Consider the following 12,012-nt stretch of genomic DNA (forward strand, 5'->3'; position numbering starts at 1 on the left):
CCAGTGCCACCCGATCAGCCGGCCTCGTCCGCGAACGGCACCAGGACCGTGCCCCGCTCGTCCGGACCGTCCCAGAGCACCACCCGGTCGGTGCGCGCCTGCCACTCGACCGGCCGGCCGAAGACCGCGGTGAGCTGCGCGACCGGCACGTCCAGCACGGCCACCGCGGCCAGCTTGTCGACCTCGCCCCCCGGCTCGAACAACGCGGCGAACGGCGGCACCGCACGCCACCAGCCCAACAGATGTCTCCCCGCCGGAGGCCCGTCCCGCAAAAGCGACCGCAGCCGGTCCACCGGCAGCTCCCGAGGACCAGGCCGGTCCAGCCCGAAGACCACCAGGTACGTCGGCAGGTCGTCGGCCGCGTCCGCGAGCAGCGTCGGCAGATCCACCAACTCGGCCGGATGCCGGGTCGCCAACTCGGCTGTCAACGCCTCCGCCAGCACCCGGGAGCCCGGGTCCGGTGCCGCCACCAGGAAGCGGGCGCCGCCCGGTGCGTGGTGAGCCGACGTGCTCCGGGCCGCCGTCGCCAACAACCCGCCGGCCGCGACGCCCGAGCCCAACACCGCGAGGTTGCGCCCGGCCGCCGGCCCCAACGGCACGGCAACAGTCGAACGGGCCACGTCCACCGCACGGCCCAGCAGGGCGGCCGGCCCGTGCGCCTGCCCGGCCAGGGCCGCCCGGTGGCGCGGATCGTTGCCCAGCAGCGGCCGGGCGTAACCCGCGAAGACCACCGGCGGCACCGACCCGGTCGGTCGGGCCGCCCACAACTCGTGCCGCAGCTTCTCCACGACCTCCGGATGATCCTGCGGGTCCGGGTGACGGATCAACCGCTCGTGACCCCGGATCGCACCCCGCGGGCCGCCGAGCCCGCCGGCCGTGTTCACCACCGCGCTGCCCACCGGCAGACCGGCCGCCGAATCGTTCGTCGGCTCCAGCACCGGGCTTCCTCCCGGCAGGGCCACCCGCACCGGGAACTGCCCGAGCACCGAATCCCGATGACCAGCATCCGCGCGGGTACTCAGCCCCAACTCGCCCGCGCCGGCCAACACCAGGTGCACGCCGTACGCCCGACCGGACCGGGCCAGCCCGTCCAACTGGGCGGCCACCTCGGCGGCCAACCGATCCCGCTCGGCGAAGAGCAGCGGCACATTGTCCACCACACAGACGATCCGGGGCAGCGGCTGGTGCTGACGCAACTCCGCGAAACGTTGACCCCCGGCCCGGACACCCGCCTCCGTGCGGCGCTGAACCTCGGCCGTCAACACGTCCAACAGATTCCGGACGTACTCCCGGTCGGCGGCCATCGCCGCCGCGCGCACCTGCGGAACCCACGACCGGTCCCGCTCGGTCTGTAGAAACTCCACGAAGGACTCGCCGTTGCCGAGATCCGCCAGGTAGAACGCCAGGTCGTCCGGGCCGTAGCGGGCGGCCAGGCCGAGCAGCGCGGTGGTCAGAAACGCCGCACGGCCCGCTGCGGACCGGCCACTCACCAGCCAGTGTGGGGTCAACTCGGTGAAGCCCAGCGGCACCGACCGACCCCCGGCATCGCCGACGGTCGTGGTCAACCCGTCGGCCGAGTCCGACTCCCACAGCCGCTCACCCGTCGGCGGCAGCAGAGCACCCAACGCCAACCGGGAACCCGCCTCCACCTGCTCGGCGAGCCGCCGACACACCGCGTCGACCAACTCGGCCGGCGGGTCCGACTCGACGAAGACCGGCGAGTTCAAACCGCCCGGCGGATCGGCCCCCGGCCCGGCGAACGACGCCCCCGGCGGGTCGCCGAGCAGCGCGTAAGCGTTACGCAGCGCCAGCGAAGTGGCGCGCGGCAGCGGTGCCCGGGCCGAGTACGGGCCGGCCGGAGGCCAACCCGCCACCACCAGGTGCAGCCCAGCGGCGGGCCCCTGCTCCGCCAACGTCTCGATGCGCGCCAGATCGGACACGCCGGTCGACTCCGGCAGCGCGGCCACCACCAGCAACAACGTCCGATCGTGCCGACGCCGCCCACTCGCCCCCGGCGTGATCCACTGCTCCGCCTCGGTCAGCACCGCGCGCAGACCCGCCACATCCACCGCCGGTGGCGGCAGCAGGCCAGCATCCGCGAGCGCGCCGAACGGCGTCAACACCGCCCCGGTGGCGTCCACCGCGCGAACCAGCAGGGCACCCGCCGGTGCCGCACCCAACAACCGCAGGAGTACGGCCCGGAGCAGCCCCGCCACCCGCGGCTCCCGCGCGTCAGCGTCCACGCTGAGGTGACCGGTGCCGAGAAGCGGCACCAGCGCGGGGAAGCGGGCATCGTCCAACGGCGCCGCGGTGCCGACCCGAACGAACGGCGGTGGACCATCACCCGCCGGCGAGTCCACGGTGAGTGAGTCCAGTGCCGCGCCCGACCAACCCGGAGCCAGCACCGCCGCGGCCGTCCGTAGTCGATCGGCCACCTCGTACTGACGGCGCTGATCGGCCGGAGCTGGCCGCGTCTCGTCCAGGATTCCGGCAGCTGCGGTCGCGACAGCCGTCGCCCGACGGTGCAGGGCTGCGGCGCGGTTCGTGCGAGCCTTCGGACCGGCCACCGCGTCCACCCCCTCTACCCGAGGTTGGCAACCCCTCCCCGAGCAGAGACGGTATCCCAGCCGAGGGCTCTCCTCCGGGAGGTGCCTCGGCGCTGCGCCGGTGTTGTCGTGGATCTCACCGGTGGGGAGGGGTCCGTCACGATCCGCTGGATCTGAGGCATTGGCTCCGGAGCGTCCAGCCGATAACGTCAGGAGGTGGAATCAGTGCAGCCCCCCGCCGGTTCCCAGGTCTCCCGCGTACCGGCCCAGCGGACACCGTCCGAGCAGCTGCCGCCCGCCCCGGCACCGCCGGCGCCGCAGCCGCCACGCCGCCGGATGCGGACAGTGCTCACGGTCGTCGCTGGCGTGCTCGCCCTGCTCTGCATCGGCGGAGTCGCAACGGCCCTCGTCTGGTACAACCGCGCCTCGACACCCGACCGCAGCGCACCCGACGTGGTCGTGGACAACTATCTGCGGGCATTCCTCGTGGATCGCAATGACACAAGAGCAGGCCTGTTTACCTGCGAGAGCGGGGCCGAACTGCAGGCCGTCCGGGACCTGAGAGTTGAAATTGAGCAGCGTGAGGCGAAGTTCGCTGTCACCGTGCGAGTCAGTTGGGGCCAACTGACTCGCACGCCGTCTAGCGAGGGAGAATCGGTCGACACCACGCTGATCATTTCCGGGTCCGCTGAGGGCGTTGTCCGCAGCAGCCGCAGAGAGGCTTGGACCTTCACTGTGGTCGAGGATGACGATGGTTGGCGAGTATGTGGCGGCACGCAGGCTAGCTAACGTCACTCAATCCATAGGAGGTGAACCGGAACCTCCAGGGTGGTGGGTGACTGGCCCCGCCAGGCCCAGCGGTACCACTCCACCTCGGGTGTGATTCGCACGCAGATGTCCCCTTCGGCCCCCGAGTAGGTCTCGGTGACCGCTCGAAGGTCACGGTGCTCCAGGCCGTCCTCGACGTGCACCACCCGCCGTCCGGTGACCGCGTCCGCTTCAAAGACCGGTGTGGGGGTCCGGTGTGCCGGGCCGTCCAGCGAGACCAACCGGATGCCGGTGCCCCGGGCACCGTCGGCCCCCGGTCGGCTGCCGACGGTCTCCACCCAGACCCGCTCGACCGGCACCAGCGGCGCGAACACCTCGACCTGGTCGGCTTCGGCCCGGTACCACTCGTGTTCGGGGATCACCGGCACGTAGGTTCGGGCGCTCTGCACCACCCGGTCGTCCGCGCGCAGGTCGCCGCGCCAACCCAACCCGGGCAGCCCGACCAGCACCCGTCGCCCGCGTAGTTCCACCCGCTCGGTCGCCGGGACGATGGCCAACGGTCTCGGCGGTTGCGGTGCCCAGTCGGGGTGGTCAGCGAAGGGATCGGGCAATGGTCCGGTCATACCGTGGTGGCCTCACTCGGCGGCGCGCAGCGGGGCGCCCCGCTCGCGCATGAACGGGACCGGATTCACCGCGCCGGAGGCACTGCGGTCGTTGCGCAGGTGCACCTCGAAATGCAGGTGTGGGCCGGAGGAGTTGCCACTGCTGCCGACCTTTCCGATCACCTGACCGGCCGTCACGATCTGATCTTTCTTGACGAAGGGCTGGACCACCATGTGGCAGTACCGGGTGATGTAGCCACCGGCGTGCAGCAGGTCGACGAACCAGCCGCAGCCCCCCTTGCCGGGGAAACCGTCCACGTTGCAGTCCTGGCGGCCGCGGTGGTCCTCGTCGCAGGTCGAGACCAGCACCCGACCGGTCGCTGCCGCGCGGATCTCGGTGCCCTTGGCCGCGCCGATGTCGACGCCGTTGTGGCTGGGTCGGCTGGCGGTGCGGAAACCGGAGCCGACTCCGCCTGGGATCGGCGCGGTCCAGCCGGAGGCGGCGATCTGGCCGCGTTCGGCCGCGTTGCACACCGCCTTGCCGTTGATCTCGACGGTGCGGGCCGCGCCGCCGGCCAGCGCGTCCACGATCCGGCTGGCCACCTCCTCGTGTTTGGCGTACGCGTCCGGGTATGCGCTGACCTGCACTCGCTGCGCGACAACGGTCAGTGGCCGGCGTTGCCAGCTCTCTACCTTGACGAGCTTCTCGTAGAACTTGCGGGCCGCATACGCGGGGTTCAACCGCTCGGCGACCGAGCCCCACCCCGGCCGCTGCTGGAACAGACCCAGCGAGTCGTGGTCCGCGCCAACGCCCTCATGCGGCAGGGCCAGGGACTCGGACACACCGCTGTTCGCCAGGTTGCGCAGAGCGGACTCCTGCATCGCGGTGGCGAGGGCGATCACCCAGCCCCGCGAGGGCACGCCCACGTCCTGGCCGACCTTGATAATGATCGCGGCATTACGGACCTGGCTGTCGCCGTACTCGCTGAACCGCGGCAGCTTGCCTGCGACGCTCACCGCTTGGACCGGTCCGCACTCCATGCGGGCCAGGGCATCCCCGTTCTCGGCGTCGTCGCCGCCGAGCCCGGTGAGGAAGAACGCGGCGGTACCGCCGGTGCAGCAGAGCAGCAGCAGCATCCCGGTGAGCACTGCGGCGATCACACCGAGCCGGGGCCGGCGGCGGGTTCCGGTGCTACCAACGTCGTTCACGGCCGCTCCCAGTCCAGAACGTCGACCAGCCAACCATCGTCGGAGGTGACCAACTCCAGCCGGAGCCGGCCGGTATCAAGGGGGAGCAGCAACTCGACGAACGTCTCGGTCCGCTCTCGCATGGTTGGCGGACCGCTGACCTTATCGGCGGGCACGCTCTCGGGCTCGGCGCCGGCCAACTTCTCTCTCAGCGCTGGCGTGGCGAGCGGCCGTAGGCCAGCCTGCCACTCTTCGGCGGTCATCCCGGGGCGGCCCAACCAGGCTGTGGCGAAGCGATCGGCGGTCTGCTCGGGCGTGCGCGCGCCGGGCGACGTCACGGGTGACGGCGGAGCCGCGCTGTTGAGCAAGCCGTCGTCGCCGGCCGTCGGGTCCACACTGATGATCGGCCCATCCGGACGGGTACTCAACCCATCGGCTGAACCAGCCGGGTTGGAGATCAGCCGGGCCGCCCCGAGCACGCCGACGACCACCACCCCGATGGCCAGCGCCACGCCCAACCGGGACCGTAGCGCCCGGGTGAAGAGGAATTCCAACGCCCGTCGCATGACCGTCACCTCGCCTCTGAGCGCACCCGAGGTCCGGTGCGATCCGGCGTTCGCTCGGTGGAGCCCGGGCGGTAGACCACGAACGACGGATTCTCAGCCGGTACATCCGGCTCGGTCCAGGTCGCCGGCTGTCGGCGTCGGGGCTGCGGAGCGACCGGGCGGCTCCGACCTCTGCCCTCCTCCGCCGGCGCCTCGTCGGGCCGCTCTCGACCGTCGGGGCGGACCGTGTCCGCGCGCCGGCCCTCGGCCGCAGCAGTCGGTACCGGGGCCGGGTCCTCCCGCCGAGCCTCCGGACGTAGCCGGGTCTGCTCGACGTCGGGTGACCGCCGACGTCCGCCCACCGGCTCGGCGGTGCCGCCCGGCTCCGCCACGTCCAGCCGTGCGGCGGTCCGCATGTCCCGGAAAAACCGGCGGTGCCAGGATCCAGCCGAGCTGACCGCTTCGCTGCTGTCCTTGCCGCCGAGTTGGGTGATCCGTCGGTACGGCCGAAGCAGCAGCCACCCGACCACCCCGCAGAGCCAGACCAACACCACCTGAAGCCAACCCGGCAGAGCCGGGGTACTCATGATCAGGTCGACGGCAAATAGATAGATAGCGGCCCCGGTGCCGAAGATGGCGATGTTGAACACCGCAGCGACCACTGCATTCGCCAGCCGGCGCAGCCCGGCGCTGGCTGGTCGGAGCAGCCCGATGGTGCCCAGGATGGGTGCCGCGATCACCGCCCAGCGGAAGATCAGAAAGCCAAGCAGCACAAGCACCGACGCGGTGAGGTCGAACATCGCGAAGAGCACGGCCGCGAGCACGGCGATGAAACCAGAGCCGATTCGGTCCATGTCGCGGGTGCCCGTCAGGAACTCGTATGCCTCCGGATCCTCGGTCTTGATCTGCTCGGCCACCGTCATCCACTGCTGTTGCTTCGCCTCGATCGTCGCTGGACGGGTAGCCGGGTTGGCGCGCAGCTTCTCGGCCTCCTCCCAGGAAAACGCCTTGGCGTCGTACAGGGCAGGGCCATACTTGCGGGCGGTCTCGCTATCCGCCGAGCCGAGCACTCCGCGCAGCCAATTGCGGTAGAGCATCGCCTCGGTGGCAGTGTCGCTGGCCCGGACGGCCGGCGGCCGGTTGTCCTTGCAGGCCTTGGGGTCCGGATCGTCGCACTGATCCGGCGGGGTGTCCTTCGAAGCCGGGCCTATGGCGTCGTGGACGACGCCGAGCGAGGTGATCAGAGTGCCGTCTGCGATGTTCGCCGATTTGACCGGCCAGGCCGCCAGCGCGGTTACCGCCACCATCACCAGTAGTGCCCACCCGGCCGTCGTCATCGCATTGCTCATGTCCGACTGGCGGGAGCGCCATAGCAAGTACAGACCTACCACGCAGAGGGTGATGATCCCGAAGACGCTGAATACCTTTTGGTAGACCGCCTTGGTGGCTTTTTCCACCAGTGGGTCGGCCCAGTTCCACATCGAGCGCGGATCCCAGGCCCGCTCCCGCAAGGCGTTCGAGGCGCCCACGACCGCCGTGGCGATCATGAGCTCACCGTTGGCGACGGTGGTGGTGAACTTGTAATCCGGATGGAGAATGGTGGAGGCGCAGCCACCCTCCACGTCATAGGTGTTATAGCTGTAACCGCCGTAGCCGTAATCGCTGTAAATGCCCTTCGGCCCGGGCATTTTGGACGAATCCGGGCGAGAGGCGAACCAGCCGGCGAGGCCAGAATCCGGGGCGGACGGCACCGGCGGCTTCCGACAATCGATCTCTGCCTTGCTGACCTGCTTCAGCTTTCCCGCGCAGGTGCGGAAGTCGGCCTGCCATTCTGCAGTCGTGCAGAGGTCGGCGCGGGCCTGGGCGGTGGGCGGTGCGGCGGCCGCCGCCTCCGCGCCGATCAGCGGCCAGGTGAGGGTGGCGCCGGCCAGTACGCCGAGGGCGAGCAGGAACGACACGATCCTGGCCCGGACCCCGGGGCCTGGGTCACGGCTCTCCGCCTCGGTTCTACCGAGGACCTTGACCCAGGCCCTAGCCATGTCACGCCTCCAGATCCGGCAGGGGGATGCTCGGCAGGACTCCGGCCGCTGCGGCGATCGCGGCGGGCGTCGTGTCGAGGTGGTCCAGCAGCCCTTCGACGTACGAGACGTCGACTCGGACCTTCTGCACCCGGCCGTCAACGTCGCGCATCACGAACTCGCGGAAGCCGAGGCGGGAGGCCGAGTTGGTGTCGGCGGCGGAGAGCGAGGCGAGCGTGGCCTCGTACCCGTCGTTGACCGGTACGCGCAGCAGCCGCAGGGCTTCGGAGGCGATTTCGGCGTCCTCGGCGATGCGGCCGACGAAGACGGTGGAGACGAGGTTCTGCACGTCGAGGCCGAGGATGTCGCGGGGGTTCTGCGAGGCGACCAGCGCGGCCAGGTTCCACTTGCGGGAGTCGCGGGCGAGCCGGACCAGGAAGGAGCGCCCGGACCGCCAGCCCTCCATGAAGTGCGCCTCGTCGAGGCCGACGAGCTTGCGGGACGACATCGACCCGCCGTAGCAGCGGCGGACTGCGAGCCGGTGCGCGGTGTGCAGCATCGGCAGGGCCAGGGCCTCCTCGGCCGACCAGTACTCGCGTTCGATCTTGAGGTCGGGCAGCCGTAGCCCGGCCATGGTGATCACGGTGAGCGCCGCGTCGGCACCGAGCAGCCCTTCCGGCGGTCGGCCGAAGAAGAGCATGGCCAACGGCATCTCGGCGGTGTCCAGCAGGAGGTTGGCCAGTTCCTTGCCGGCGTCGTCGTCGAGCCGCCCGAGGCAGCTGACCACGTCGTCCAGGGTGGAGGTCTCCTCGGCGGGGACCTGGCGGACGGCGTGCCGGAAGAGGGTGGCGGTCGACGCCTCCCGGGCCACCTGCGGCGGAACGAGCATCATGCAGATGTCCTGGACCAGCATCCGGCGCTCGGCTCGGGCGTTGGAGACCGCGATCTCGAACTCCCGGTCACCGGCGGCCCCGGTGCCGAACTCGGAGCGCAGCGGCGTCGGAATGAGCGAGTAGGGCGCCAGGGTGCCGTGCTCCGAGCCGGTCAGGTTCAACACCCGGGAGTACGGCCGCAGCTCGGGCATCGCGCAGAGGCGGGCCAGCGGGCCGGACGGGTCGAGCAGGGTCACCTGGACACCTCGGCGGGCGGCCAGGTAGCCCAGGGCGCCGAGCAGCGTCGACTTGCCACCGCCCGGTTCGGCGACGAAGACCGCGAGCCCGGAGCGTTCCCGGACCTCCATGGGGAAGTGCAGGTCGAGGAAGACCGGGCGGCGGCAGGTGCCGGCGGTCCGGCCGATCAGGTCGCCCCGCCGGTCGCCCACGTTCGAGGCGGCCTGGGGGAGCGCGGCGGCGAGCAACGGCACCGGCATGCGGCGGACGTAGCCGGTGTTGGCGATCGGCTCGCCGGGAATGAACTCGCGGGCCAGCCAGTCCTGGTTCTTCGGGTGTTGCAGCGAGATGCGCAGCTCCCGGGAGTAGAGCTGAATGAGCCGGCGGGCCCGCTCCAGGCATTCCTCCCTGGTCCGGCCGCCGACCGCGATCCGGTGCCAGCCGTGCGCACGGGCCGAGTCGACCGGCAGACCCGTGGTCATCTCGTCGCCGATAACCAGGGCGCGCTTGGCCAGTCGTTCCAGCTCGGGGGGCGCGTCGATGCCGTGTTCGGCGTAGTCGAGCTGTTGCGAGCGGATCATCCGCAGCCGGTGTTCGAGATTGCGGAAGGAGTCGCCGGAGCCGAGGATGTCGACGCGGGTGGAGATCTCCATCGGCCAGGGCAGTCGCTCGTGGAAGTGCAGCCAGGGCTCGTGCCGCTCCGGGATCTCCAGCGGCTCCATTCGGCCGACGGCGAGCACGGCCACGTGCCGCTCCTCGCCGGTCATCCGATTGACCAGCTTGACCGTCGAGCCGTACGGGGTGCGGTAGCGCTCGACCTGCTCGGTCATGGCGAGGAGGTCGCCGCGCTCCCAGCGCCCGTCGGTGACGGGGGAGAGGGTGCTCGGCGGCGACATGCACAGCGCCACCGAGCGGTAGAGCAGCCACTCCAACTCCTGTGCGGTGACTCGTCGGCCGCGCATGCCGAACGCGCCGAGGACCTCGTCGAACTGCTCGACCGTGCGGCCCAGCTTGCGGCGTTCGCCATCGGCGGTGCCCCGGCCGAAGGTGCGGAGCAGCCGCTCGGTGAGCGAGTCGCCGAGGGACCGGCGGGCGAAGGTGACACCCAGGTAGGTCTGCCCCTCGGCGTGGTTGACCGCCATCAGGTGGCGTTGGGCGGCGACCAGGTGGTCGGCCCAGCCGGTGGTGCCGGGGACGTCGGGCAGTGGCGCCGCGGTGTGCGTGTCGATCGTGCGCGCCCACTCGTCGGCGGGGAACGGGCGGGTGGTGCGGCGCAGGTGCAGTCGGAAGCCGGCCAGACCGGCGTACTGCTCGGAGATCGCCGACAGCAGCGCCTCGCGTTCGGCGTCCGGCCGGAACGCCCAGCGGACCTCGGGCAACCAGTACCAGGCGGTGACCGTGTTCGGCGTGAAGGTCAGGTGGCCGGCGATCTCGGTGATGGCCAACTCGACAGATGGATCCCGATCCCCGAACTTGATCTTCGGAGCGCGGACCCGGGTCGGCTTGATCGGTCGGTCCGGTCGGCCAGCCGTGCGCTGTCGCGGGGCGGCGACCTCCTTCCCGGTGGCCGCGGCGCCAGTGCTCCTGGGTCGATCCGGGTCGGTTGCCCGCCGCGCCGTGCGGTCCAGTGCCGGCCGCTCAGTGGCCGCGTTGCTGGCCGGCTGCTCGACCGCTGCCATCGGCCGGGCCGCTTGAGCGGCCGGCGTGGCTGCGGGTCGGCCGCCCGGCAGAGTGCCGGCTGGACGGCCAGCGGGGCCGGTGACCGCCGACGGCGAGCCACGGCCAGCGGGCCCGGTGGTCGCCGCCGGCGAGCCACGGCCGGTGGACGGGTCGACCTCGTCCGGCGGACGCCGCATCGGCCGTCGATCGCCGGCCTGGTGCGGCACCCGGGACTCGCTGGCCGGGTGGCCGCCGCTGTGCCGTGGCTCGACCGGTCGACCGCCGCCGTTGCCGGGCTCGGCGGCGGGATTCCACGGGGGTTCCCGCTCGGGAACCGCGCGGGCTGGTGCCGGGCTGGCGGTGGGTGGCGGCTGATGCGGAATCGCCGGCTGCTCGCGGGTGCTCGGGCCGGACGTGACGGCTCGTGTGGTGCCGGGTCGGGCCCCGCCGCCGAAGAGATCCAGGAAGGGGGAGTCGATGTCGGCGTTCTCGCCGGCCGACACGGCGGTGGGCTCGGCCGGTGGCGTCCGGCGGGGAACTGGCCGGGGCGCCTGGAACACGCCGACGGCGCCGTGGCCGGGCGATGTCACCAGCGCGGGATCGAGGGCGACCTCGTCCTCGTCTTCGGTGTAGTCGAATGAGTGCGCACGGTGACCGGCCGGCGCGCCTGGGCGGCCGGCCGGGGAGCCCGGCGTGGAGGAGCGGCTCATGCGACCGCCTCGGCGACTGTCGGCAGATTCCTGCCCGCGTCCTGCGACGGACCGTTCGACGTACGTCCGGTCATGCCAGCTCCTCCCGAATCCTGATCCGGCTGCCGACCAGGCGCGGATCGCGCTGCTCGACCGCCGGCTCCCGGGTGCGTCGCCAGTCGGTCAGCGCGGTGCGGATGACCACCCGCGCCGGCCGATCGGGGTCGACGTGCCGGAAGATGAACGACGTGGTCACGATGGCGAGCGCGATCTCCCAGGCTGGGAAGAGCTCGACCGTCAACGTGAACAGCCAGTGGATGAACATGTAGAGGGGGACCAGCAGCATGAAGAGCCCGTACTGGGCGTAGGGCAGGTGGACCGGAAGGGTGTAACCGGGCGGCCCGAGGTAGACCAGGCGGGCCCGGTAGATGTCGTCGTCGGTGCGCAGCCGCATCTGGTGAACGCGCCTATTCGAAGATCAGGTCGATCAGGTAATCGCCGACGAAGAAGAGTGTTGCCGCGCCAGCGATGAAGGCGAGCCCGACGATGGCGATCGCGGAACTGGTCAGCACCTTGGAGATCTCGCCTCGGCTGGCACGGCCGATGAATATGACGCCCAGGACGGCGAGCAGGATCGGCGCGATCTTGCTGGCGAAGAAGGTGACGACACCGTTGGTGTCGATCCCCTTCGGTGCCGGCTCCGCGAGTGGAGTCGACGCCAGGGTGGAGAGCGCGTGGGCGACGCCGGACGACGCCGTCTCCATGAGCTCGAAGGCGATCACTGGAACCTCCCCATAGCGCGGCCGGCGGTGCCGCGGCGGTGCAATAGGCAGACCTGGCGGGAAAAGTGCTCCACAGGGCATGGCGTTCTTGACCCTGTGTTCGTTA

Annotated in this window: 9 protein-coding genes; 1 reads left to right on the top strand and 8 read right to left on the bottom strand. The window is 71.2% G+C overall.

Features of this window, described 5'->3' with window-relative positions:
- Positions 1-14 precede the first annotated feature (14 nt).
- Complete coding sequence (locus ABZU52_RS01255) at positions 15-2,576, bottom strand: FtsK/SpoIIIE domain-containing protein (RefSeq protein WP_354969097.1); 2,562 nt, start codon at positions 2,574-2,576, stop codon at positions 15-17.
- Positions 2,577-2,771: 195 nt separating this feature from the next.
- Between ABZU52_RS01255 and ABZU52_RS01260 the strand changes: the two genes are divergently transcribed.
- Positions 2,772-3,335, top strand: a complete 564-nt coding sequence (locus ABZU52_RS01260) for a hypothetical protein (RefSeq protein ID WP_354969229.1) — start codon at positions 2,772-2,774, stop codon at positions 3,333-3,335.
- Positions 3,336-3,337: 2 nt separating this feature from the next.
- On the opposite strand, the gene ABZU52_RS01265 is transcribed toward ABZU52_RS01260, so the two are convergent.
- The 7 genes from ABZU52_RS01265 to ABZU52_RS01295 form a co-directional block, all read right to left on the bottom strand.
- On the bottom strand, positions 3,338-3,937 hold the full coding sequence (locus ABZU52_RS01265; RefSeq protein ID WP_354969098.1) for a hypothetical protein: 600 nt from the start codon (positions 3,935-3,937) through the stop codon (positions 3,338-3,340).
- A 12-nt stretch (positions 3,938-3,949) separates the two neighbouring features.
- Positions 3,950-5,053 (bottom strand): M23 family metallopeptidase, encoded by a 1,104-nt coding sequence (locus tag ABZU52_RS01270; protein WP_354969230.1) that lies wholly within the window; start codon positions 5,051-5,053, stop codon positions 3,950-3,952.
- A gap of 68 nt (positions 5,054-5,121) precedes the next feature.
- Positions 5,122-5,679: a hypothetical protein gene (locus tag ABZU52_RS01275; RefSeq protein WP_354969099.1), complete on the bottom strand. Its 558-nt coding sequence runs from the start codon at positions 5,677-5,679 to the stop codon at positions 5,122-5,124.
- Positions 5,676-7,688, bottom strand: a complete 2,013-nt coding sequence (locus ABZU52_RS01280) for an MFS transporter (protein WP_354969100.1) — start codon at positions 7,686-7,688, stop codon at positions 5,676-5,678. The genes ABZU52_RS01275 and ABZU52_RS01280 overlap by 4 nt, the downstream gene beginning before the upstream one ends.
- 1 nt (position 7,689) lies before the next feature.
- Positions 7,690-11,145 carry an ATP-binding protein gene (locus tag ABZU52_RS01285; protein WP_354969101.1) on the bottom strand — a complete coding sequence of 1,152 codons (3,456 nt, stop codon included), beginning with the start codon at positions 11,143-11,145 and terminating at the stop codon, positions 7,690-7,692.
- Positions 11,146-11,215: 70 nt separating this feature from the next.
- Positions 11,216-11,578: a hypothetical protein gene (locus tag ABZU52_RS01290; protein ID WP_053654782.1), complete on the bottom strand. Its 363-nt coding sequence runs from the start codon at positions 11,576-11,578 to the stop codon at positions 11,216-11,218.
- 13 nt (positions 11,579-11,591) lie between these two features.
- Positions 11,592-11,906, bottom strand: coding sequence for a hypothetical protein (locus tag ABZU52_RS01295; protein WP_278149444.1), 315 nt, complete (start codon positions 11,904-11,906; stop codon positions 11,592-11,594).
- Positions 11,907-12,012 lie beyond the last annotated feature (106 nt).

Source organism: Micromonospora sp. NPDC005220, assembly GCF_040607895.1.
Lineage (GTDB): Bacteria > Actinomycetota > Actinomycetes > Mycobacteriales > Micromonosporaceae > Micromonospora.